Origin of the sequence: Streptomyces sp. NBC_00996 (assembly GCF_045162675.1) — a bacterium.
Lineage (GTDB): Bacteria > Actinomycetota > Actinomycetes > Streptomycetales > Streptomycetaceae > Streptomyces.
Genome location: NZ_CP108723.1, coordinates 8,683,810 through 8,705,842 on the forward strand (window position 1 = coordinate 8,683,810; position 22,033 = coordinate 8,705,842).

Consider the following 22,033-nt stretch of genomic DNA (forward strand, 5'->3'; position numbering starts at 1 on the left):
GAAGGACTCTGCTGAGAATTCCGCAAACGGGGTGGTCAGGCCGCGAGCATCAGGGCTTGCAGGCGGGAGGTGCGGGTGCTGCCGAGCGGGGTGCCGGTCAGCCATCGGTCGATGCGGATGAGGTTGATCGCGGTGGCGGCGAAGACGTGGCCACGGCGGGTTGTGGGCAGATCGCGGTAGCGGGTGCGGCGCAGGCCGGTGACGCGTACGGCCTGGGAGATCGTGCCTTCGACCCCGGCCCGGATCGCATAGCGGTCCTTCCATCCGCCGGTCTCCTGGGCCTGGCGGACCGTTTCGAGGGCTTCGTAGCGCTCGCGGGGCAGGAAAGTGATACCTCTGCCCCGGCGCCCGGACGGGGGCTTGGTGCACGACGCCTGCTTCGGGCAGGGCCGTCAGCTCAGGCACCTCCCGAACCACCCGCGGCTCCAGCGACATCCCTCTCGGCACTCCCACCCACGACCACCACAACCGCAGAGGACCAACGAGCCAGCCCTGCTCGAATCGCACATTCCTCAGCAGAGTCCCGAAGGCCGGCGCACTGCGAATGAATCCCGGTAGCGGATGGTGGTCTCCAGGGCCACCGGGCCCACGCCCTTGCCCATCAGCTCGGTCTGACTGATTCCGGCCGCTTGCAGCAGCGACCAGCGGGCGTGCTCGGCGTACTGCAGATACACGCTCTGGTTGAGGTGTCCTTGCACATCGGTCTCGTACCCGCGGACGGTCACTGCGACGGAAAACGGCTCTGCCACGACTTCCCCTTTTCAACGGCGGTCAGGACTGATCCATTCAACTCCCTTGTACCGCAAGCCATTCCGGCTCCCCTCCTCACACGCGTCGCGGTGAGGCGAGCACATACCGCGCCCCCGTGCGCGGCTCCGTGTGCTCGCCCACCTGCCAGCCCGCCTTCTCCAGCGTGGCCGCGCAGGCGCGCAGCGCCCCGGAGTCCGGCTCGCGCACGGCGACGGCCTCCGGTTGCGGTGTCGCCCGCACCCGGTAGCCGCCACCCTCCGTCCCCGCGGGCCGGTGCCCCGCGGCCTCCAGAGCGAGCGCGGCGGCCTGCACCAGATGCGTACGCTCCCACCCGCACGGACGGTCGATCTCACCGTCAGGATTGGTCATCCGGCGCAGCTCAAGCAGCCCCTCCCAGGCGCTGCGCACCTCGCGTATGCGTGACGGCCCCGCGCCGGCTGCCTCCTCGCCGCCGATCCGCGCGGCGAACACACCGGCCTCGGTCGCCACGGGAGGCTCCAAGGCGGCGACCGGCTCGGGCGTCTCCCGTAGGCGATGCCCAGCAGGGGTCAGAAAATGGTCGTGCGGCGGCCGTGGATGCCGGAAGGCCAGCCCGCGTTTGACCAGGGCGGCGAGCTGCGCCTCCGTGCCCTTCAGACGTCCGGTCACGGGGTCGGCGGCCTCGATGACACGTCGCTGCGCGGCGGTCGGCGGTCGAGTCATCTCGCACTCCCTCCCTCCACCGGTCGTGTTCACGGCGGGCTGCCCTGCACCGGTCGTGTCACGGCGGGCTTCCCTCCGCCGCCCATCGTGTGACGACGCCGCGTGCTCCCCCGCGCCCGCCCCGCCGCTCAGTGCTCGCCCGGCCCCTCTCCCGCCGAGGAGAGCGGCTGATGGGAACAGTACGCGTCGGGTCTGACATTCCACCCGGCCACCACATGCCGCCGGTGCTCGGTGCTCAGCCGGCTCATCGTCCCGGTGCCGAGCTGGAACAGCGCGCCGTCCGAGGCGGGCAGCCCCAGCCGCCGCGCGGTGAGCACCCGCAGAAAGTGCCCGTGCGAGACGACCACGACACTGCCTTCCGCCTCGGCGAGCGCCGCGTCGATCTTGGCCAGCATCCGCTCCGCGCGCGCCCCGACCTCGTCCGGGCTCTCGCCGGGGTGCTCGGGCGGTCCGGCCGCGACCCCGTCCGAGAACAGGAACCAGCCGGGCCTGCTCCGGTGGATCTCGACGGTCGTGATCCCCTCGTACCCGCCGTAGTCCCACTCCGACAGATCCGCGTCCACCCGCGCCCCGCCGACCCCCGCCAGCCGCGCCGTCTCCCGCGCCCGCTGCATCGGGCTGACGAACGCCGCCGCGATGTGATGGCGTGCGATCAGCGGAGCCAGGCTCCGCGCCTGCTCCCGGCCCTTGTCGGTCAGCGGGATGTCGGTCGACCCGGTGTGCCGCCCGGACAACGACCACTCGGTCTCTCCGTGCCGTACGAGGAGGAGGTCACCCATCGCCGAACCCTTTCTGTCCCCTCGTACGGTGGCATCGACGGCCGACCGGCGCAGCCCCGGCTCGGCCGGGTGGCCCTACTGCCGGTACCCGCTCAGGAACCGCCCGATCCGGCTGATCGCCGCGTCCAGGTCGTCGGCGTGCGGGAGGGTGAGAATGCGGAAGTGGTCGGGGCGGGGCCAGTTGAAGCCGGTGCCCTGGACGACCTGGATCTTCTCGCGCAGGAGGAGGTCCAGGACGAACTTCTCGTCGTCGTGGATCTTGTGCACCTCGGGGTCGATGCGCGGGAACGCGTACAGCGCGCCCTTCGGCTTGACGCACGAGACGCCGGGGATCTCGTTGAGCTTCTCCCAGGCGCGGTTGCGCTGTTCGTGCAGGCGGCCGCCGGGGGCCGTCAGTTCATGGATGGACTGGCGGCCGCCGAGCGCGGCCTGAATGGCGTACTGGGCGGGCGCGTTGGCGCACAGCCTCATGGAGGCGAGCATGGTCAGGCCCTCCAGGTAGTTGCGCGCGTGCTGTTTCGGGCCCGTGACGACCAGCCAGCCCGAGCGGAAGCCCGCCACGCGGTACGTCTTCGACAGGCCGCAGAACGTGAGGACCACCAAGTCCGGGGCGAGCGCCGCGGCGGAGTGGTGCACCGCGTCGTCGTACAGGATCTGGTCGTAGATCTCGTCCGCGAACACCATCAGCCCATGTCGGCGGGCGAGATCGAGGATGCCCTCGACGATCTCCTTCGGATACACCGCGCCCGTGGGGTTGTTGGGGTTGATGATGACGACCGCGCGCGTGCGGTCCGTGATCTTCGCCGCCAGGTCGTCCAGGTCCGGGTACCAGTCCGACTGTTCGTCGCAGAGGTAGTGCACCGCCTTGCCGCCGGCGAGGGTGGTGACCGCCGTCCAGAGCGGGAAGTCCGGGGCGGGGATGAGGACTTCATCGCCGTCCTCGACCAGGGCCTGCACCGCCATCGACACCAGCTCGGAGACTCCGTTGCCGAGGAAGACATCGTCCACGTCCACCTTCAGGCCCCGGTCCTGGTAGCGCTGGGCGACGGCCCGGCGGGCGGAGAGGATGCCGCGCGAGTCGGTGTAGCCGTGCGCCCGGGGCAGCATCCGGATCATGTCCTGGAGGATCTCCTCCGGCGCCTCGAAGCCGAAGAGCGCGGGGTTGCCGGTGTTGAGGCGCAGCACACTGTGGCCCGCCTCCTCCAGCGCGTTGGCGTGCTCGATCACCGGGCCGCGGATCTCGTAACAGACCTCGCTGAGCTTGCTCGACTGCCGGAACTCCATGCGCTGCGCCCTCCGGTTCGTGGTGTTGCTTGGTTTTACCAAGCTGGAGCTTGGAAAGTCCAACAAGATAGCTAGACTGCGTCGCATGTCACCGCGCCGAAGCTACGACCAGTACTGTTCCGCCGCCCGCGCCCTCGATGCCGTCGGCGACCGGTGGACCCTCCTGATCGTCCGCGAGCTGCTCGGCGGACCGCGTCGCTACACCGATCTGCACGCCGACCTGCCGGGCGTCAGCACGGACGTGCTCGCGTCCCGGCTCAAGGACATGGAGCGCGACGGGCTGACCACCCGGCGTCGCCTTCCGCCGCCGGGCGCGGCGTACGTCTACGAACTCACCGGGCGGGGGCGGGAGTTGCTGCCCGTACTCCAGGCCCTGGGAGAGTGGGGGGCGCTCGCGCTGGGGGAGCGGCGGCCCACGGATGCCGTGCGGGCGCACTGGTTCGCGCTGCCGTTGCTCCGGGGGCTGGAGGGGGAGGGGCTCGTCGAAGTCCGGCTGGACGAAGGGGAGTTCCATGTGTGGCTCGGGGTCGAGGAGGGGCCGGTCTACGGGGACGGCCCCGCCCCGGAGGGGCCGGATGCCCGGCTGACGCTCGACACGGAGACGTGCGAGGCCGTGAGTCGCGGGGCGTTGGCGCTGCTGGACGCGGTGCGTGCGGGGCGCGTTGAGGTGACGGGGGAGGGCGCGGTGGCCAAGGCGCTGCGGGAGGCGTGACGCGGGAGGGGTTACCGCCCCCACCGCCCCTACCCGGCCCGCACCTGGGGGCTGCCGCCTTCCAGACCCCCCGTATCGCGCTTCGCACTGGTTCTCGAATGCCGGGCGGACTGAAGATCTTCAGTCCGCCCGGCGTTCCTTGAAGGGTCAGGCGCCCGGCGGCACCCGCGAAGGCCGTCCCGCCCCGCGCGTCAGTGCGTACCCGCCGATGCCCGCGAGGGCCGCGAGGATGCCGCCGATCGCGGTCCACACCCAGCGGTCGGACCACCAGCCGGAGGTCCAGCCGTCGTCGGGTTCGAGCGAGGACAGTGCGGCCGTCGACGAGTCGGAGTCCGCGTCGGACTTCTCGGCGCTCGTCGCGATGCCCGGGACGAGCGGCTTGGCGAGCGAGCCGTCGACCGCCGCCGAGCCGCCGATGTCCTTGGAAGCCACCTGGACCTCGGTGCTCACCGGCAGGCCCAGTTCGGACGCCCCCAGACCCGTGGCGGTCAGCCGGATGTAGTACGTGCCCGGCAGTGGGTCGTTGGCCCAGGTGTCCGACCAGGCGCGGACGGTGCGCAGGGTGCAGGACAGGTCCACGGAGGCCGCGTCCCGCGCCGCCGTCCGCGTCTGGGCCCCGTACCGGCACGCCTGGCGGCGCCGCAGCCCGTCATACACGTCGATCTGCCAGGTCTCGGCGGCGTTCCGCGTCGAGGCCTCGGGCAGCTTCACCGTCGCCTTCACGGTGGGCCGCTGCCCGGCGTCCGCGGGGAACGACCAGTACAGGTAGTCACCCGTGGAGCCGCTCGCGGTGGCCTCTTGACCCTGCTCGATCTCGGTCGCCGTACGGAACGACGTACCGGCCTCGGTGGGCGCGCCGCCGTCGTCCGACGGACTCGCCGAAGCCGAGGGCGAGGAATCCGCGACGGCCGGAGCTGCCGGGACGCCGAGCAGAACGGGAGCCGCGGTGGCGCCCAGCATGAACGCCGTAGTCGTCAACACACGTCGGATACGCATCAGTTGGTCCTCCAGACCGCGACCCGCCAGCGCGAGATCCAGCCCCACAGCACACCCGCGAGGAAGCCGGTGAGTACGAGGGCACCGAGCAGCCACCAGCCGCGGCCGAGCCCGAACGAGGCCACGTCGCCGGCCTGGTCGGGCCCGTCGACGACGTCGACCGTCAGCTCAAGCGGCAGACCGGGTGTCGTCTTCACGTCCGCGCCGGCCGAGAACGCATGCGACACCTGGAGGCATACGACCTCGGCGGTGGCGTTCTCGTCGTCGCTCTCGGCCTTCGGGTAGCGCAGACCGGTCGAGATGACGTCGGTACGTCCGTTGCCCGCCGCCTCGCCGCGGACGATCTCGCGACCGTGCACGGTGACGGCCCGCAGCAACACCCCGTAGTCCGGGTTGACTTCACGGTCCGCCGCGACACTCACCGAGGCCCGCAGCTCCTGGCCCGGCTCGACGTTCACGCGGTACCAGCGGTGCTGCGCGAACTCCTCACGGTCGGTGTAGAGGCCCGACTTGAGGGTGGGCGCCTTCGCGCATTCGGCGGCGCCTTCCACGGCGACCGGCGTCACCACCGGATCGGCGGCCCGGTCGACCAACTGGCCTACGCGGTCGGCGAGTTCCTCCTTGTGCCGGACCGACGTGTACGTGCCGCCGGTCGCGTCAGCGATGCAGCTGAGCTGGTCACGGGTCTTGGCGTCGGGCACCAGACCGAGCGTGTCGATGGTGAGGCCGATGCCCTTGGCCGCGATCTCGCGGGCCACCTCGCACGGGTCGAGCGGCTGGCAGGTGTCCTCGCCGTCGCTGATCAGCACGATGCGCCGGGTGCCCTCGCCGCCGTCGACGTCGTCGGCCGCCTTGAGCAGCGCCGGACCGATCGGCGTCCAGCCGGTGGGCGTGAGGGTCGCGACCGCGGTCTTCGCCTCGGTGCGGTCCAGGGTCCCCACCGGGTACAGCTGCGCCGTGTCCTTGCAGCCCGTCTTGCGGTCATTTCCCCGGTAGTTGGCGCCGAGGGTGCGGATGCCGAGCTGTACCTCCTCCGGCGTCGCGTCGAGCACCTCGTTGAACGCCTGCTTCGCCGCGGCCATCCGCGACCCGCCGTCGATGTCCCGAGCCCGCATCGAACCGCTGACGTCCAGCACGAGTTCGACCTTGGGGGCGGCCTGCTCCGCCGTTTCGTCGGCGACCGCTCCGGCCGGGAAGGCGATCCCGGCCGTCAGGGCGGCAAACAGGGCGCAGACTCCTGCTGCCAGCCGTTGTCTTGTGATCATCGGCGGATCCTATTGATCAAAGGTGCCGCGCTTCAAAACGATCTTCAAACCGGGCTTCGACGAGTTCTTGCCCGTGCTCCAAAACCTGCTCCAAAACGTGCTGCCTCAAGCCGTCCCTCAAGCCGTGCGGCCGCCGGAGCCGAGTCCCGCGAGCGGGTTGGGCAACCACGCCCAGATGTCCCCGGGCGTTTCCGGCGACAAGCGCATCAAGGTCAACGCCTTGGTGGGCAGCGGTTCGTCGCGGAGGGCTGCGAGATCGGCGGTGGCCGGCAGATCCCGCACGACGGTGTCCAGCGCCGCGCGCAGAGCGGCCGTCGAACCCGCAGTCGCGCCCAACGTGCCGCCGACGAGCGAGCCGAAGTGCTTGCGGCGCAGCGTGGTCTCGTCGTCCGTGACGATCCGGCCGGCCAGGGTCGGGGCCGGGATGCCGTGGTGGGCCAGGCGGGCCGGGCTGATCCGGATGTCGGCCAGGTCGCGGTAGATCAGTCGGAGCGGGGCGCCCGCGGGGGAGAGGACCACCAACAGGTTCTGACCGTGTGCCTCCAGGGCCACGCCCAGGTCGAGCAGCCGTAGCCCGACGGTGAGGACGAGCCGGGTGAACTCGCTCAGCCAGGCGGGGTCTTCGGCCAGGCCGGTCAGGGGAAGGGCGGCCACCGGGACGACCTGCTCGCCCGGCCGCGCGTACTCGTCCGGGGACTCCCGCAACACCGCCGCCAGATCAGGGCTGTTGGCGGTGACGGCGCCCAGGGTCCGGGTGATGTGCAGCGGCAGGTCCAGGCGGTCGGTCACCGCGTCCATGAACGCCGAGACGGTCTCGGCCGTTTCGACCGAGTACACCGAGATGTCGCGCACCGAGGAGGTCAGCCGCGCGCTGAGCGCGGTCTTGACGTGCGGGCCGTCCGGCAGGGCGAGGGTGCGCAGGGACATCAACGGATGGGCGGTGAGCCTGTCCTGGACCGCCCGGTCCAGCACATGGGCCGACTGCCAGGGGTGGACCGGAATCAGAACGCGCTCCCCGTCCCGCAGCCACTTAGGCCACTCGCCCGTGACGAGGCAGTCGTCCGCGGCCACCAGCCCCAGCTCCACGAGCGGCCGGTGCTCCGGCGCGTAGGCGAGCTGCTCGGCCGCCGAGAACCCGGGCCGCGAACGGCAGTTGGGGTGATACGGATGCCCGTCGACGACCCGCTGCTCCCAGGTCCGGCTGGGCACGGACCCGGCCGCGTCGCGCGAGGCCGGCTGCCCCGCGCGGGACAGCGCCAAGGAGGCCACGCTGTTGTCGAGCTCGGCGGCGAAGGCGGGACCGTGCGGGACCGCGAGGGCTTCGAGGAGCCGGGCCGGGTGAAGGTACGGCTTGTCGTCGAGGCGCACCTCGGTGACGTACGCGGTGATGGCGTACGGGTCCGCGTAGGGGCCGTGCAGTCGGCGGCCGTCGGTCAGTCGGAGCGTGAGACCGTCGCGGCCCGGCTCGCGGCGTGCGATCCACGGCAGCGGCTCATGCGCCAGCGCCCGCCACAGACGGGTCAGCACGGCCGCCCGGGCGCCGGGCAGCGCCTGCGCGTACGGCGCCGACAGGCCGGGGCGTACGACGCTCAGCTCGTCGGCCAACGCCGCCTCGGCCTCGGGCGTGGGGGGACGGTGCACGGTCGGGCTCCTTGGGTACGGGGACTGCGTCGCGGTCGTCCGCGACGGCAGACATACTGATCACCAGTGCACCGTATGGACGAATGGATCGCGTGGACTCCATGCCCCCCAAGCTCTCCCCGCTCGACAGGGGCGACACGGAAGAGGCCGCCGACGCGTACGCCGCCGCGCCACTGCTCAATTGTCTCCTGCGGGAAGTGGGGGAGCCCGCGCAGGGCGCGGGCGTGTTCCGGCTCCGGGCCAGTGGCCGACTGCTGCGCGTGCGGGGTGCTCGGCGGCCCATGGAACCCGAGGTGTACGCGGGCGGCGCCTGGCATCGGCTCACTCACCCCGAGCTGGTCAAACTCACCGCCGAGGAACTGCGCCGCTGCACCGGCCTGTCCAACTCCGAGCTGCCCGCCGAGATGATCGACAGCCGGGACGCGGTGGCCGCGCTGCTCACCGCGCGCGGCCGCACGACACCGCCCGAGGACCCGTATCTGCGCTCCGAACAGTCCCTGATCACCGGGCACCCGCACCACCCCGCGCCCAAGGCCCGCGGCGGCGGCCCGGTCACCGGCTGGCTGCCGTACGCGCCCGAGGCGTACGCCCGCTTCCCGCTGGACCTGCTCGCCGTGCGGGCGGACGCGGTCGTGGAGGAGGGCGACACGACGGCGCTCGACGCCCTCGGCAGGACCCCGCCCGGCTACCGGCTGCTGCCCGCCCACCCCTGGCAGCTCGACCTGGTCGGCGACCGCCCGGAGATCCGGGACGCCTTCGCGGACGGCCGGCTGCTACGCCTGGGGCGCACCGCACGGCTCCTGTGGCCGACAGCCGCCGTCCGCACGCTGTACGCACCCCAGGGTGATCTGTTCGTGAAGTTCAGCCTCGACGTGCGCATCACCAACGACATTCGCCGGCTGTGGCGGCACGACCTGCTGAAAATGCTGCGTACCGATGAGGCGACCGCCACGGCCATCGCCGCAGTGCCGGGTCCCGCGGCCTGGCTGAGCGACCGCGGCTACCGCACCGCCGACTTCGCCTTCGAGGAACTTGCCGTCCTCGTCCGCGACGGACTGCACGAGCACCTGGTGCCGGGCGCGACCCCGCTCCTCGCGGCCGCCCTCGTGGAAGGCTTCGACGGCAGCCCCCTCGACCGGCTCACCGACCCCTCCTCCTGGTGGGCGGCGTATCTGCGCCAGATGGTGCCCCCGGTGCTGGGGGCGTTCGCGCGGCACGGAGTCGTCGTCGAGGCGCATGTGCAGAACTCGCTGGTCGCCGTCGACGCCGACGGCATACCCGTGCAGGCACTCTTCCGGGACGCCGAGGGCGTGAAGCTGCTGCCCGGGGTGACGCGCGCGGCCGGCTGGGAACGCCTCGTGTACTGCCTGATCGTCAACCACCTCACCGAACTCGCCGCGCTCCTCGTCGAGCGCCACCCGGGCCTGGACCCGTGGCCCGCCGTACGACGGGAGCTGATCCGCTACGACACGGAGCGCGGCCTCCCCGAGATCGCGGACCTGCTCTCCTCGCCGACCCTCCCCGGCAAGACGAACCTCCTGCTGCGGTGGACGGGCGCGGACGGCGCGGACGCGCGGTATGTGCCGCTGCCCAACCCGCTGCGGGAGACGTCGAGTTGATCGTCCGCCTGGGGTGAAGGGCGTGACCTGCGATCATGACCGGGGCCGGGCGACGCGGAGATGCCGATCACCTGTCCCGTCCGCTGCCTTAGGCTGGCCGGTGTGCTGCGCGACGTGACCGCTGTTCGATACGTGACCCCGCTGAGGGCGGGCGGCTCCGTGCCCGGAGTCGTCGAGGCCGATGACCTGGGGACGTACGTCGTGAAGTTCACGGGCTCCGCGCAGGGCCGCAAGGCGCTGGTCGCCGAGATCATCGTCGGTGAGCTGGCGCGCGCCCTCGGGCTGAGGTTCCCCGAGCTGGTCCTCGTGCACTTCGACCCGGCGGTGGGCGAGCACGAGCCCCACCAGGAGGTCCAGGACCTCCTGCGCTCCAGCGCCGGCCTCAACCTCGGCATGGACTATCTGCCGGGCGCCAAGGACTTCACTCCGGAGATCGCCAAGACGTTCCCCGTCGACCCGCTGGAGGCGGGCAAGGTGATCTGGCTCGACGCCCTCACGGTCAACGTGGACCGCACGGTGCACAGCTCGAACCTGATGATCTGGCCCACCTTCGGCATCGCGCCCCCGCGGCTGTGGCTCATCGACCACGGCGCCGCCCTGGTCTTCCACCACCGCTGGGACGCCTCGGCACCGGAGAAGGCGTACGACTTCCGGCGCCACGCCCTCGGTGGCCACACCCCGGACACGCGGGCGGCGGACGCCGCACTCGCCCCCTCGGTGACCGAGGAACTCCTGCGCTCGGTCCTGGCCGAGGTGCCGGACGCCTGGCTCACGGAAGAGCCCGGTTTCACCACCCCCGATGCGGTGCGCGAGGCCTACGTCGGCTATCTCCATGCCCGCGTGCTGGCCTCCGCGGCCTGGCTGCCCACGGACTTCCCCACCCGGGAGGAGCTCGCCGCCGAAGACGCCCACCGCGCGGCGAAAACCCAGGAGGGCAGGCCGGACTGGCTGAAGCGGGTCCCGGACCTGCACGGCAAACCGGCGGCGGAACAGGATTGGTCGGTACACCTCGGATGACAGAGACCCACCGCGTTCAGATCGAGTACTGCACCCAGTGCCGCTGGCTGCCTCGCGCCGCCTGGCTGGCCCAGGAACTGCTCACGACGTTCGAGACCGAGCTGACGGAGCTGTCCCTGAAGCCCGGCACCGGCGGTGTCTTCGTCGTGCGGGTCGACGACGAGGTCGTCTGGGACAGGCGGGAGCAGGGCTTCCCGGAACCCACGGCGGTGAAGCGCCTCGTACGCGACCGAGTGGCCCCGGAAAAGTCCCTGGGCCACTCGGACAAGTGACGGTTCAGCCCGCCAGCTGCTCGTAGGCGGGCAGCGTCAGGAAGTCCGCGTAGTCCTCGTCGAGCGCGACCTCCAGGAGCAGGTCGTGGGCCTGCTGCCAGTGGCCGGCCGCGAAGGCATCCTCGCCGATCTCGGCGCGGATGTTCGCCAGCTCGTCGGCGGCGACCTCGCGGGCCAGTTCCGGCGTGGCCTTCACAGACTTTCCGTCGTGCTCGAACTCGACGCCCGCGTTGATCCACTGCCAGATCTGCGAGCGGGAGATCTCGGCGGTGGCCGCGTCCTCCATCAGATTGAAGATGGCGACCGCGCCGAGGCCGCGCAGCCAGGCCTCGATGTAGCGGATGCCGACCTGGACGGCGTTGACCAGACCGTCGTACGTGGGCCTGGCGTCCAGGGAATCGATGGCGGTCAGGTCGCCGGCGGCGACGGAGACGTCCTCACGCAGCCGGTCCTTCTGGTTGGGCTTGTCGCCGAGGACCGCGTCGAAGGAGGCCATCGCGATCGGCACCAGGTCCGGGTGGGCCACCCACGACCCGTCGAAGCCGTCGTTCGCCTCGCGGTCCTTGTCGGCCTTGACCTTCTCGAAGGCGACCTTGTTGACCTCTTCGTCGCGACGCGAGGGGATGAACGCCGCCATGCCGCCGATCGCGTGCGCACCGCGCTTGTGGCAGGTGCGGACGAGCAGTTCGGTGTACGCGCGCATGAACGGGGCCGTCATCGTGACCGCGTTGCGGTCCGGCAGCACGAACTTCTGGCCACCGTCACGGAAGTTCTTGACGATGGAGAAGAGGTAGTCCCAGCGGCCCGCGTTCAACCCGGAGGCGTGGTCGCGGAGTTCGTAGAGGATCTCCTCCATCTCGTACGCGGCCGTGATCGTCTCGATCAGGACGGTCGCGCGGACCGTGCCCTGCGGGATGCCGACGTAGTCCTGCGCGAAGACGAAGACGTCGTTCCAGAGGCGGGCCTCCAGGTGCGACTCGGTCTTCGGGAGGTAGAAGTACGGGCCCTTGCCGAGGTCGAGCAGGCGCTGCGCGTTGTGGAAGAAGTAGAGGCCGAAGTCGACGAGCGCGCCCGGCACGGGCTTGCCGTCCGTGTCGAGGAGGTGGCGCTCGTTCAGGTGCCAGCCGCGCGGCCGCATGACGACCGTCGCGAGCTCGTCGTTCGCCTTCAGGGCGTACGACTTGCCGGACTTCGGGTCGGTGAAGTCGATGTTCCGGGTGTACGCGTCGATCAGGTTGAGCTGGCCGAGGACCACGTTCTCCCAGGTGGGCGCGGAGGCGTCCTCGAAGTCCGCGAGCCACACCCGGGCGCCCGAGTTGAGGGCGTTGATGGTCATCTTGCGGTCGGTGGGGCCGGTGATCTCGACACGGCGGTCGTTCAGGGCGGCCGGAGCGGGGGCCACCTTCCAGGAGTCGTCCGCGCGGATCGCGGCGGTCTCCGGACGGAAGTCGAGCGTGGAGGTGCGGGCGATCTCGGCGCGGCGCTGCGCGCGGCGGGCGAGGAGCTCGTCACGCCGGGGCGTGAACAGCCGGTGCAGCTCGGCCACGAAGGCGAGGGCCGCTTCGGTGAGGACCTCTTCCTGCCGGGGCAGGGGCTCGGCGTCGACGATGGCCAGCGGGGACGGCGCTGGTGCGGACATGAGCTGTCACTTCCTTCAGCGAGCTGCGTACATACGGCACTGGGTGCCACGGGCACCGGATGCGGCTGACCGCGCCTTCGGGGCGGTCCAGCGCTTCTGAGCAGTGGATACTAGTTTCCTCATGGTGGAAGTTCAATGGTTTGTTGATGTCGAGATTCTCTGAGTCGAGGCAAGGTGGCGCTCGGTGCCACCATGCTTACTCAAGGTGGATCAGATCGCCTTCCGTGTCGATGTCGTACGCCTGTGCCACATCGCCGCACTCGACGAACGTGATCGCGTTCTCGTGCGCCTTCAGATAGGCGCGTGCCCCGCGGTCGCCGGTGGCGGTCGCCGCGATCCCGGCCCAGTGCCCGGCGCCGAAGAGCACGGGGTGGCCGCGCTCTCCGTGGTACGCCGCCGCCGCGAGTGACAGCGGCGACTCGTAGGCGGCCAGTACCCGGGCCACCGCCTCCCGCCCGATCCCGGGCTGATCGACGAGTGACACCAGAGCGGCCCGCGCCCCCGTGCCGGCCAGCGAGTCCAGCCCCGCCCGCAGCGAGGAGCCCATCCCCTCCTCCCACTCCGGGTTGTCTACGAGGACGCACCCCGGCAGTTCCGCCCGCTCCCGTACGGCGTCGGCCTGGGCACCCAGCACCACATGGACCCGGGTGCAGCCCCCCGCACGCAGGACATCGACCGCGTGTTCGACAAGGGGCCGCCCCCGGTGGGACAGGAGTGCCTTGGGGCGACCACCGAGGCGCCGTCCGCCGCCGGCCGCCAACAACAGCCCGGCCACCTGGTCTTTGTTCTCCGTCATGTCCCCTGCATACCCGACCCTGCCGGAGCGCGCCCCGGAACCCGGGCGGGCCCTGTGGTGACCATGGGCTGAATTTCGGTCCGCGGAGTGGCGCCCGGCGCACGGGGTGGCGTTTACTGGCCCGCGTCCCCCGGCGCCCGACCACCGCCAAGGGGAGCTGGGGCCGACGTACGAAGGACCGACGCACGAAGGCGTGCGAGGGGGGAGAGCTGTGTTGCGGAGCTTGGGGCAGAGGCCAGTGACCGGCAGGGACGAGGATCCGAGGGTGGCGGAACTGAGCACCGCCGTCTCCCGGCTGCGCCGTGCACTCGCCGCGCACCCGGCCGAGTTCCCCGACCGCGGCATCGCCGAGGACGAGCTCGCGGCTCTCGCCGCGATGGCCGTCAGCGGCATCCCCGAAATCCCCCGGCTGCGTCGTTCCCTGCTCCTGATCGCGGGCGCGATCGGCTCGGTCAGCGCACTGGCGACGAGCCTCGCCGAGGTCCGCAGCGCGGTGGAGCTGTTCGGAGAACCGCCGCGACGATAGCCGTAGCCCTCCGGCTCGGCCGGTTCAGCCTCTCCGGATGACCCCTCGCTCCGTGGCCACCGCCACCGCCGCCGTGCGCGAATCCACGCCCAACTTGGCGTAGATGTGTACCAGATGGGACTTCACTGTCGCCTGGCTCAGGAACAGTCGCTTGCTGATCCGATGGTTGGAGAGGCCGTCCCTGACCAGTTCGAGTACCTCCAGTTCGCGGCGGCTCAGGGCGGCCGCCGGGGTGCGCATCCGGTCCATCAGGCGGTCGGCGACCGAGGGAGCGAGAGCAGAGTGGCCCGAGGCGGCGGTGCGGACCGCGGCGGACAGCTCCTCGGGTGGGGCGTCCTTGAGGAGGTAGCCGGCCGCGCCCGCCTCGACCGCCGCGAGGATGTCCGCGTCGGTGTCGTAGGTGGTCAGCACCAGCACGCGGGGTGCGCCGGGGCGTGTCGTGATCGCCGCAGTGGCCTGCGCGCCGTGCATGCCGGGGCCGAACTGCAGGTCCATGAGCACGACGTCGACGCCGCCCGCTCCGGCGCGGTCGACGGCCGCCTCCGCCGTCGGTGCCTCCGCGACGATCTCGAAGTCCGGCTCCGCGGACAGGACGGCGCGCAGCCCGGCGCGTACGACGGGATGGTCGTCCGCGAGCAGCAGACGGATGGTCATGCGCGGCTCCCGACGGAACGCGCGGAGGGGAGCCGGAGGGGCATTTGGTCCCCGGTAAGGGCCGGATCTCCGGCGACGGCGGGCTCTCCCGCACTGGTTGGTTTCTGGGTGGCGGGTGGTTCTCCGGTACTGGCCGGCTTCTGGGTGGCGGGTGGTTCTGCAGTACCGGTTGGCTTCTCGGGGACGGGCGACGCTCCCGTACCGGTCGGGTCCTCGGTGAGGGCCGGCTCTCCGGTACCGGTCGGCTTCTCCGTACCGGCCGGGTTCCCGGTGATGGGCAGCGGGAGCGTGACCGCCACCGCCGTGCCCTGGCCCGGCGCCGACTCGACGGTGAACGTCCCGCCCAGCGACTCCGCGCGCGAGCGCATCGCGGGAAGACCGAAACCGCCGTCCTCGCGGGCCCCCTCGGGCCGCACGGTATCGGGGGCGAAGCCGACGCCGTCGTCCACGACATCCAGGGCGACCGCCGTGTCCATGAAGCTGAGGGTGATCTCGGCGCGGCCCGCGCGCGCGTGGCGCAGCGTGTTGCCGAGGGCCGACTGGGCGATCCGCAGGAGGGCCACTTCGTACGGGGTCGGGAGCTCGGCCGGAGGGCCGCTCACCGAGAAGTGGATCCTCGGGGCGTCGACGGCGGCGGACCGGCACAGCCGCTCCAGGGCTCCGGCGAGCGAACCGCGCTCGAGGTCGGGCGGGGTGAGGGCGCGGACGAAGCGGCGGGCCTCGGCGAGGTTGTCCTGGGCCGTCGAGCGGGCCTGTTCGATGTGCGGGGCCGCCGGGGAGTCCGCGGGCAGCAGGCGCTGGGCGGCGCGCAGCAGCAGCTGGATGCTGGACAGGCCCTGCGCGAGCGTGTCGTGGATCTCGTGGGCGAGCCGCTCCCGCTCGGCGAGCGTGCCCGCGGTGCGCTCGGCGTCGGCCAACTCGGCGCGGGTGGCGATGAGCTCCTCGATGAGCTCCCGGCGGCGCTCGCTCTCCCGGTACAGCGCCTCGTACCCGAGGACCGTGGCCACCGCGACCGCCGCCCCGAGGAGCGGGCCGATGAAGGCGCCCGGCGTGATGTGCGAGCCGTGCGCCAGGAAGCTCGCGATGGCCGCCGCGGCGGTCAGGGCGACCGCGGGCAGACTCCAGCGCACGGGCAGCAGGTGCAACTGCAGGAAGTAGAGCGGGAACGCCACCCACAGGCCGTCCGGCGACAGGGTGAGGAGCACCAGCCAGCTCGCGCTCAGGGCGGCCAGCCACACCGCGGCCGTACGCCGAGAGCGGTGCACCGCCGGGGTGCACACGCCCGCCGCGAACACCGTGCCCGTCCCGAGGGCCGACAGCACGACGGCCAGGGGATGCGCGCTGTCCCCGGAACGGACCGCGACCAGCGCGAGGAGCCCCGCGAGCAGCGCGTACAGGCACAGGCGCAGGGTGGCGACGACGGGGGAGTGGCGGCGGACGTCCATGGTCGTTCCAGGGTAGGCGGGGCCGGGCGGGGCCCGGTCAACCGAAAGTTTGAAAGTGGGGTGCGTACTTCGGCGGCGCGGGGCTCCGCCCTTCGACAGACCCGGCTCGCTCCTTCGATTCGGGTGAACCGTGCCGTGGCGCGATGCCCCGGACGCAGCCCGGGCCGCAGGGTGGGGGCATGTTCGTCGCATGGAGAGACCTCCGGTTCGCCAAGGGGCGGTTCACCCTCATGGGGGCCGTGGTCGTGTTGATCACCCTGCTCGTGGGGTTGCTGTCCGGGCTGACCGCAGGGCTCGCCGAGGAGAACACCTCGGCGATCACCGGCCTGCCCGCCGACCACCTCGTCTTCGCCGTGCCGCCCGACGGCCAGTCGGTCTCCTTCACCGGGTCGACGGTGCCCCCGCGCGCGTGGCGGACCTGGGCCGAGCGGCCGGGCGTCATCTCGGCGGAGCCGATCGGTGTCCGCACGCTGAACGCGGCCGCCGGGGACCGTACGGTCGCGGTGTCGACCTTCGCCGTCGAGCCGGGCTCCGGGATCGCCCCGCGCGGCGTCGGCCCCGACCGGATCGTGCTCTCCGAGAAGGCCGCCGGTGAACTCCGCGTCGAGGCCGGCGACCGCGTACGGCTCGGCGGCACCGAGCAGACCGTCGCGGCGGTCGCGGGCGACGCCTCGTACAGCCATACACCGGTGGTGTGGACGGCCCTGTCCGGTGACGCCACCGTGGTCGCCCTCCGCACCGACGGAACCGACCTCACGGCGGGGGACCGGGTCGCCCGCACCAAGACGCTCACCAAGGACGCCGCCCTCACCGCGGTCGGCTCCTACCGGGCGGAGAACGGCTCGCTGCAGCTCATGCGCGGATTCCTCTTCGTCATCTCGGCGCTCGTCATAGGGGCGTTCTTCACGGTCTGGACGATCCAGCGCTCCGGCGACATCGCCGTACTGAAGGCACTGGGCGCCTCGACGCCGTATCTGCTGCGCGACGCGCTCGGGCAGGCAGTGCTGATGCTCACGGCCGGGACGCTCCTCGGCACCGGGCTCGCCACCGCCATCGGCGGACTGGTGCGGGGCGGCGATGTGCCGTTCGTTCTCGACGCGCCGACAGTCCTCGGGCCTGCCGCCGTGATGATCGCCCTGGGGGCGCTCGGCGCGGGCCTGTCCATCCGACGGATCACAGCCGTCGACCCGCTGACGGCGCTGGGCAGCGCTCGATGATCACGTCGCGAAGCGCTCGTCGACCGCGCCGCGAAGCGCCCGTTGGCCACGCCGGTAGGTGCCTGATGACCACGCCGGGAAGTGTCCGTCGACCACGCCGGGAAGTGCCTGATGACCATGCTGGGAAGAGACCGATGAGCCTGACTCTGGACGACATCACGCTTACCTATCCGGACGGCGAGGGCCGCCTGACCGCCCTCGATCGGGTCGGCCTCGACGTCCCGGCCGGGACCATGACGGCGATCGTCGGCCCGTCCGGCTCCGGCAAGTCCAGCCTGCTCGCCGTCGCCGCGACCCTGGTCACGCCGGACCACGGACGCGTCCTCGTTGACGGTACGGAGACGGGGACACTGAGCCCCGCCGAGCGTGCCGTGCTGCGGCGGCGGGAGATCGGCATCGTCTTCCAGCAGCCGAACCTGCTGCCCTCGCTGACGGCGCTGGAACAGCTGCAGGTGATGGGCCACCTCGACGGACGTCGCCACGTGGCGGATCGGGCAAGGGAGCTGCTGGCCGCGGTGGGGCTCGCGGAGCTGGCGCACCGGCGGCCGCACCAGCTCTCCGGTGGTCAGCGGCAGCGCGTGAACATCGCCCGCGCGCTGGTCAACGAACCGTCCGTGCTCCTCGTCGACGAACCGACCAGCGCGCTCGACCACGAGCGGGGCGCGGCCGTCCTGGACCTCCTGGTCCGGCTCACCCGGGAGCGCGCCACCGCCACCGTCCTGGTGACGCACGACCGCGCTCACCTGGGGGAGGCGGACGCGGTACGGGAGATGGCCGACGGGCGGATCGACGCGCCGACTCGGCAGGCGGCGGAGAACCGGCAATGACGGACCGGCGACAGGCGGCCGGCAACGATGGACCGGCGACAGGCGGCCGGCAACGATGGACCGGCGACAGGCGGCCGGCAACGATGGACCGGCGACAGACGACCGGCAACGAAGGACCCGCGACAGACGACCGGCAACGAAGGACCCGCGACAGACGACCGACAACGGATGACCGGCGACAGACGACCGGCGCCTGAGGAGACGGCCCGATCAGGCCCCGGGACCCGAGCTCGCCAGTGCCTCCGACAGCTCGACCGCGACCTGCTGCAGCACGGGCACGATCTTGTCCGTGGCCGCCTCGGTGACACGGCCCGCCGGGCCGGAGATCGAAATGGCGGCGGCGGTGGGGGAGTCGGGCACGGAGACGGCCAGGCAGCGGACCCCTATCTCCTGCTCGTTGTCGTCGACGGCGTAGCCGAGCCGGCGCACCTCGTCGAGCGCGTCGAGGAAGCCGTCCGGCGTAGTGATCGTCTTCTCCGTCGCGGCGGGCATGCCCGTACGGGCCAGCAGCGCGCGCACCTCGTCGGCCGGGGTGTGCGCGAGCAGTGCCTTGCCCACGCCCGTGGAGTGCGGCAGCACGCGACGGCCCACCTCGGTGAACATCCGCATCGAGTGCTTCGACGGCACCTGCGCGACGTAGACGATCTCGTCCCCGTCGAGCAGCGCCATGTTCGCCGTCTCGCCGGTCTCCTCCACGAGGCGCGCCAGGTAGGGGCGGGCCCAGGTGCCGAGCAGCCGGGACGCGGACTCACCGAGCCGGATCAGGCGGGGGCCGAGCGCGTATCGGCGGTTGGGCTGCTGGCGTACGTATCCGCAGGCCACCAGCGTGCGCATGAGCCGGTGGATGGTGGGCAGCGGCAGGCCGCTGCTCGCGGAGAGCTCGCTCAGGCCGACCTCGCCCCCGGCGTCCGCCATACGCTCGAGCAGGTCGAAGGCGCGCTCGAGGGACTGGACGCCGCCACTGGGGGCGGATGTTTTGGCGGCGTCGGTGGTGCTGGCGCTGGACGTCGGCACGGGCGCGGTCCTTTCAAGGCTCAGAATCGAGAGGTGCGGCCCGCAGGGCCTCGAATAGGGCGGTGGCGGGTGATCGGGTGGGCAGATGCAGCCTACCCGGCAGTCGGTTGACTGCCTGGTTGTGTGTAGCTACGTTCTGCTTCACGGAATTCTAATTCCGCTTTGTGGAAACGTCCAGAGGCTGTGCATCGGGGGCAGAGTGGAGGGGTGTGCCCTTGACTGCGCGAAGGTCGGAGTGAAGACTCCTTCAACAGAACGTTGAATTTCGTTACGTGGACGTGAACCCGCGGTATCGGGAGTCAACAGCGGCAGAAGAGAGGGGTCCGGGTGTCCGACGTCGAACTGGTGCTGCGCTCGACGCGCGTCATCACTCCCGAAGGGACGCGCGCCGCATCGGTCGCGGTCGCTGCGGGGAAGATCACGGCCGTGCTCGCGCACGACGCCGAGGTGCCGGCCGGTGCACGCTTCGAGGACTTCGGCGACGATGTCCTGCTGCCCGGCCTCGTCGACACCCACGTCCATGTGAACGACCCGGGCCGCACGGAGTGGGAGGGCTTTTGGACCGCGACGCGCGCCGCGGCCGCCGGTGGCATCACCACCCTCGTCGACATGCCGCTCAACTCCGTCCCGCCGACGACGACGGTCGAGAACCTCCGTACCAAGAAAGACGTCGCCCGCTCCAAGGCGCACATCGACGTCGGCTTCTGGGGCGGCGCCCTGCCCGGCAACGTCAAGGACCTGCGGCCGCTGCACGACGCGGGCGTCTACGGCTTCAAGGCGTTCCTGTCGCCCTCGGGCGTGGACGAGTTCCCCGAGCTGGACCAGGAGCAGCTCGCCCAGTCCCTCGCCGAGATCGCCGGCTTCGGCGGCCTGCTGATCGTGCACGCCGAGGACCCGCACCACCTCGCCGCCGCCCCGCAGAAGGGTGGCCAGAAATACGTCGACTTCCTTGCCTCGCGCCCGCGCGACGCCGAGGACACCGCCATCGAGAACCTCATCGCGCAGGCCGAGCGGCTCAACGCGCGCGTGCACGTGCTGCACCTGTCGTCCAGTGACGCGCTGCCGCTGATAGCCGCCGCCAAGGCCGAGGGCGTACGGCTCACTGTGGAGACCTGCCCGCACTACCTCACGCTCACCGCCGAGGAAGTCCCCGACGGTGCCAGCGAGTTCAAGTGCTGCCCGCCCATCCGTGAGGCCGCCAACCAGGACCTGCTGTGGCGGGCGCTCGCCGAGGGCACCATCGACTGCGTCGTCACCGACCACTCGCCGTCGACGGCCGACCTGAAGACCGACGACTTCGCCACCGCGTGGGGCGGCATCTCCGGCCTGCAGCTCAGCCTCTCCGCCGTCTGGACGGAGGCCCGCAGGCGCGGCCACGACCTGGAGGACGTGGTCCGCTGGATGTCCTCACGCACCGCGCAACTGGTCGGCCTCGACGACCGCAAGGGCGCCATCGAGGCAGGGCGCGACGCCGACTTCGCGGTCCTCGCGCCCGACGAGACCTTCACCGTGGACCCCGCGGCGCTCCAGCACCGCAACCACGTCACGGCGTACGCGGGCAAGACCCTCAGCGGCGTTGTCAAGTCCACCTGGCTGCGCGGCGAACGCATCGTGGCCGAGGGCGAGTTCGGCGAGCCGACCGGACAGCTCCTGACCCGCCACCCGTAAATCGCGCACCCGCCCCGCACCCGCAGTGACCGACCCTCGAAAGGCAGACCTGATCACCGTGACGGCGATACCTCATTTCACCGGCGACGCGAACCCCTACGGAGGAGGCGACCCGTACGCGGACTACCGCACCGCCGACTTCCCCTTCACCCAGTACGCCAACCTCGCCGACCGGCAGCTCGGCGCGGGTGTCATCGCCGCCAACGACGAGTTCTTCGCCCAGCGGGAGAACCTTCTCGTGCCCGAGGCCGCCGAGTTCGACCCCGAGCACTTCGGCCACAAGGGCAAGATCATGGACGGCTGGGAGACGCGGCGGCGCCGTGGCGCCTCGGCCGAACACCCGTGGCCCACGGCGGAGGATCACGACTGGGCGCTGGTGCGCCTCGGCGCGCCCGGCGTGATCCGCGGGATCGTGGTCGACACGGCCCACTTCCGCGGCAACTACCCGCAGGCGGTGTCGGTCGAGGGCGCGTCGGTACCCGGCTCCCCGTCTCCCGAGGAACTCCTCGCCGACGACGTGAAGTGGACGACGCTCGTGCCGCGCACGGCGGTCGGCGGCCACGCGGCGAACGGCTTCGCCGTCGCCGTCGAGCAGCGCTTCACGCACCTGCGCGTCAACCAGCACCCCGACGGCGGTATCGCCCGCCTGCGGGTGTACGGCGAGGTCGTGCCCGACCCGACGTGGCTGTCCGTCCTCGGCACTTTCGACGTCGTCGCCCTGGAGAACGGCGGTCAGGTCGAGGACGCGTCCAACCTCTTCTACTCGCCCGCCACCAACACCATTCAGCCGGGCCGGTCCCGCAAGATGGACGACGGCTGGGAGACGCGTCGCCGCCGCGACACCGGGAACGACTGGATCCGTTACCAGCTCGTCGGCCGGTCCGAGATCCGTGCGATCGAGATCGACACGGCGTACTTGAAGGGCAACTCGGCCGGGTGGGCGTCGGTGTCGGTGAAGAACGGCGTCGACGGCGACTGGACGGAAATCCTCCCCCGCACTCGCCTCCAGCCCGACACCAACCACCGCTTCACCCTCGCGGCCACCACCGTCGCCACCCACGCGCGCGTGGACATCTTCCCCGACGGCGGCATCTCCCGACTGCGCCTGTACGGCTCCCTGACGGCTGAGGGCGCGTCCCGCCTGGCGGCCCGCCACCAGGAACTCGGCGGCTGACTTCAGGGGCGCGGGGAACTGCGCAGTCTTTTGGCG

Annotated in this window: 19 protein-coding genes and 3 pseudogenes; 9 read left to right on the forward strand and 13 right to left on the reverse strand. The window is 71.5% G+C overall.

Annotation, left to right across the window (positions count from 1 at the left end; translation table 11 throughout):
* Nucleotides 1-35: 35 nt before the first annotated feature.
* The 5 genes and pseudogenes from OG390_RS40380 to OG390_RS40400 all read right to left on the reverse strand — a co-directional run.
* A pseudogene (locus OG390_RS40380) lies at nt 36-377 on the reverse strand (transposase); the annotation flags it as partial.
* Nucleotides 378-551: 174 nt separating this feature from the next.
* A pseudogene (locus tag OG390_RS40385) lies at nt 552-749 on the reverse strand (acyl-CoA thioesterase); the annotation flags it as partial.
* 76 nt (nt 750-825) lie between these two features.
* Nucleotides 826-1,452 carry a hypothetical protein gene (locus tag OG390_RS40390; protein ID WP_406174886.1) on the reverse strand — a complete coding sequence of 209 codons (627 nt, stop codon included), beginning with the start codon at nt 1,450-1,452 and terminating at the stop codon, nt 826-828.
* A gap of 128 nt (nt 1,453-1,580) precedes the next feature.
* On the reverse strand, nt 1,581-2,231 hold the full coding sequence (locus tag OG390_RS40395) for a histidine phosphatase family protein (protein ID WP_406174887.1): 651 nt from the start codon (nt 2,229-2,231) through the stop codon (nt 1,581-1,583).
* A gap of 75 nt (nt 2,232-2,306) precedes the next feature.
* Nucleotides 2,307-3,515, reverse strand: coding sequence for a pyridoxal phosphate-dependent aminotransferase (locus tag OG390_RS40400; RefSeq protein WP_406174889.1), 1,209 nt, complete (start codon nt 3,513-3,515; stop codon nt 2,307-2,309).
* Nucleotides 3,516-3,600: 85 nt separating this feature from the next.
* Between OG390_RS40400 and OG390_RS40405 the strand changes: the two genes are divergently transcribed.
* Nucleotides 3,601-4,227 carry a winged helix-turn-helix transcriptional regulator gene (locus OG390_RS40405; protein ID WP_406174891.1) on the forward strand — a complete coding sequence of 209 codons (627 nt, stop codon included), beginning with the start codon at nt 3,601-3,603 and terminating at the stop codon, nt 4,225-4,227.
* Between the two features lie 147 nt (nt 4,228-4,374).
* Here OG390_RS40405 and OG390_RS40410 read toward each other — a convergent pair whose 3' ends face one another.
* From OG390_RS40410 to OG390_RS40420, 3 genes are all read right to left on the reverse strand, one after another.
* Nucleotides 4,375-5,223 (reverse strand): hypothetical protein, encoded by an 849-nt coding sequence (locus OG390_RS40410; protein ID WP_406174893.1) that lies wholly within the window; start codon nt 5,221-5,223, stop codon nt 4,375-4,377.
* On the reverse strand, nt 5,223-6,488 hold the full coding sequence (locus OG390_RS40415) for a VWA domain-containing protein (RefSeq protein ID WP_406174895.1): 1,266 nt from the start codon (nt 6,486-6,488) through the stop codon (nt 5,223-5,225). Before OG390_RS40415 ends, OG390_RS40410 begins: the two co-directional genes overlap by 1 nt.
* Nucleotides 6,489-6,605: 117 nt before the next feature.
* Nucleotides 6,606-8,129, reverse strand: a complete 1,524-nt coding sequence (locus OG390_RS40420; RefSeq protein WP_406174896.1) for an IucA/IucC family protein — start codon at nt 8,127-8,129, stop codon at nt 6,606-6,608.
* A gap of 83 nt (nt 8,130-8,212) precedes the next feature.
* Here OG390_RS40420 and OG390_RS40425 point away from each other — a divergent pair, with 83 nt between their 5' ends.
* The 3 genes from OG390_RS40425 to OG390_RS40435 all read left to right on the forward strand — a co-directional run bounded on the left by OG390_RS40425 (nt 8,213) and on the right by OG390_RS40435 (nt 11,037).
* Nucleotides 8,213-9,748 (forward strand): IucA/IucC family protein, encoded by a 1,536-nt coding sequence (locus tag OG390_RS40425; protein WP_406174898.1) that lies wholly within the window; start codon nt 8,213-8,215, stop codon nt 9,746-9,748.
* Between the two features lie 102 nt (nt 9,749-9,850).
* Nucleotides 9,851-10,765 (forward strand): HipA family kinase, encoded by a 915-nt coding sequence (locus OG390_RS40430; RefSeq protein ID WP_406174899.1) that lies wholly within the window; start codon nt 9,851-9,853, stop codon nt 10,763-10,765.
* Nucleotides 10,762-11,037 carry a SelT/SelW/SelH family protein gene (locus OG390_RS40435; protein WP_406174901.1) on the forward strand — a complete coding sequence of 92 codons (276 nt, stop codon included), beginning with the start codon at nt 10,762-10,764 and terminating at the stop codon, nt 11,035-11,037. Before OG390_RS40430 ends, OG390_RS40435 begins: the two co-directional genes overlap by 4 nt.
* A 4-nt stretch (nt 11,038-11,041) precedes the next feature.
* Here the strand turns inward: OG390_RS40435 and aceB are convergent, their stop codons facing one another.
* The gene (gene aceB, locus OG390_RS40440) at nt 11,042-12,676 is read right to left on the reverse strand and encodes a malate synthase A (protein ID WP_406174903.1); all 1,635 of its coding nucleotides are present in this window, start codon (nt 12,674-12,676) and stop codon (nt 11,042-11,044) included.
* A 196-nt stretch (nt 12,677-12,872) separates the two neighbouring features.
* Nucleotides 12,873-13,472 (reverse strand): NTP transferase domain-containing protein, encoded by a 600-nt coding sequence (locus tag OG390_RS40445; protein WP_406174905.1) that lies wholly within the window; start codon nt 13,470-13,472, stop codon nt 12,873-12,875.
* A 211-nt stretch (nt 13,473-13,683) separates the two neighbouring features.
* Between OG390_RS40445 and OG390_RS40450 the strand changes: the two genes are divergently transcribed.
* Nucleotides 13,684-13,998, forward strand: coding sequence for a DUF5955 family protein (locus OG390_RS40450; protein ID WP_406174907.1), 315 nt, complete (start codon nt 13,684-13,686; stop codon nt 13,996-13,998).
* 24 nt (nt 13,999-14,022) lie between these two features.
* Here the strand turns inward: OG390_RS40450 and OG390_RS40455 are convergent, their stop codons facing one another.
* Together OG390_RS40455 and OG390_RS40460 are read right to left on the reverse strand one after the other, a co-directional pair.
* Complete coding sequence (locus OG390_RS40455; RefSeq protein ID WP_406174909.1) at nt 14,023-14,652, reverse strand: response regulator; 630 nt, start codon at nt 14,650-14,652, stop codon at nt 14,023-14,025.
* A 269-nt stretch (nt 14,653-14,921) separates the two neighbouring features.
* Nucleotides 14,922-16,097, reverse strand: a pseudogene (locus OG390_RS40460) (sensor histidine kinase); the annotation flags it as partial.
* A 179-nt stretch (nt 16,098-16,276) separates the two neighbouring features.
* Here OG390_RS40460 and OG390_RS40465 point away from each other — a divergent pair.
* The gene (locus tag OG390_RS40465) at nt 16,277-17,314 is read left to right on the forward strand and encodes an ABC transporter permease (protein ID WP_406174911.1); all 1,038 of its coding nucleotides are present in this window, start codon (nt 16,277-16,279) and stop codon (nt 17,312-17,314) included.
* Nucleotides 17,315-17,448: 134 nt separating this feature from the next.
* Nucleotides 17,449-18,141: an ABC transporter ATP-binding protein gene (locus OG390_RS40470; protein WP_406174913.1), complete on the forward strand. Its 693-nt coding sequence runs from the start codon at nt 17,449-17,451 to the stop codon at nt 18,139-18,141.
* Between the two features lie 210 nt (nt 18,142-18,351).
* Here the strand turns inward: OG390_RS40470 and OG390_RS40475 are convergent, their stop codons facing one another.
* Nucleotides 18,352-19,155, reverse strand: a complete 804-nt coding sequence (locus tag OG390_RS40475; RefSeq protein ID WP_399092901.1) for an IclR family transcriptional regulator — start codon at nt 19,153-19,155, stop codon at nt 18,352-18,354.
* 327 nt (nt 19,156-19,482) lie between these two features.
* Between OG390_RS40475 and allB the strand changes: the two genes are divergently transcribed.
* Entirely contained in the window at nt 19,483-20,823 is a 1,341-nt protein-coding gene (gene allB, locus OG390_RS40480; protein ID WP_406174914.1) for an allantoinase AllB, read from the forward strand.
* Between the two features lie 58 nt (nt 20,824-20,881).
* The gene (gene alc / locus OG390_RS40485) at nt 20,882-21,997 is read left to right on the forward strand and encodes an allantoicase (RefSeq protein ID WP_406178152.1); all 1,116 of its coding nucleotides are present in this window, start codon (nt 20,882-20,884) and stop codon (nt 21,995-21,997) included.
* The last annotated feature ends 36 nt before the right edge of the window (nt 21,998-22,033 follow it).

Excerpts from the sequence above, each read along its gene's own strand:
- OG390_RS40455 (WP_406174909.1), bottom strand. The coding sequence starts at position 14,652 with ATGACCATCCGTCTGCTGCTCGCGGACGACCATCCCGTCGTACGCGCC.
- OG390_RS40445 (WP_406174905.1), bottom strand. The coding sequence starts at position 13,472 with ATGACGGAGAACAAAGACCAGGTGGCCGGGCTGTTGTTGGCGGCCGGC.
- OG390_RS40435 (WP_406174901.1), top strand. The coding sequence starts at position 10,762 with ATGACAGAGACCCACCGCGTTCAGATCGAGTACTGCACCCAGTGCCGC.
- OG390_RS40400 (WP_406174889.1), bottom strand. The coding sequence starts at position 3,515 with ATGGAGTTCCGGCAGTCGAGCAAGCTCAGCGAGGTCTGTTACGAGATC.
- OG390_RS40410 (WP_406174893.1), bottom strand. The coding sequence starts at position 5,223 with ATGCGTATCCGACGTGTGTTGACGACTACGGCGTTCATGCTGGGCGCC.
- OG390_RS40415 (WP_406174895.1), bottom strand. The coding sequence starts at position 6,488 with ATGATCACAAGACAACGGCTGGCAGCAGGAGTCTGCGCCCTGTTTGCC.
- OG390_RS40405 (WP_406174891.1), top strand. The coding sequence starts at position 3,601 with ATGTCACCGCGCCGAAGCTACGACCAGTACTGTTCCGCCGCCCGCGCC.
- OG390_RS40395 (WP_406174887.1), bottom strand. The coding sequence starts at position 2,231 with ATGGGTGACCTCCTCCTCGTACGGCACGGAGAGACCGAGTGGTCGTTG.
- OG390_RS40390 (WP_406174886.1), bottom strand. The coding sequence starts at position 1,452 with ATGACTCGACCGCCGACCGCCGCGCAGCGACGTGTCATCGAGGCCGCC.
- aceB (WP_406174903.1), bottom strand. The coding sequence starts at position 12,676 with ATGTCCGCACCAGCGCCGTCCCCGCTGGCCATCGTCGACGCCGAGCCC.
- OG390_RS40425 (WP_406174898.1), top strand. The coding sequence starts at position 8,213 with ATGGATCGCGTGGACTCCATGCCCCCCAAGCTCTCCCCGCTCGACAGG.
- OG390_RS40470 (WP_406174913.1), top strand. The coding sequence starts at position 17,449 with ATGAGCCTGACTCTGGACGACATCACGCTTACCTATCCGGACGGCGAG.
- OG390_RS40465 (WP_406174911.1), top strand. The coding sequence starts at position 16,277 with ATGTTCGTCGCATGGAGAGACCTCCGGTTCGCCAAGGGGCGGTTCACC.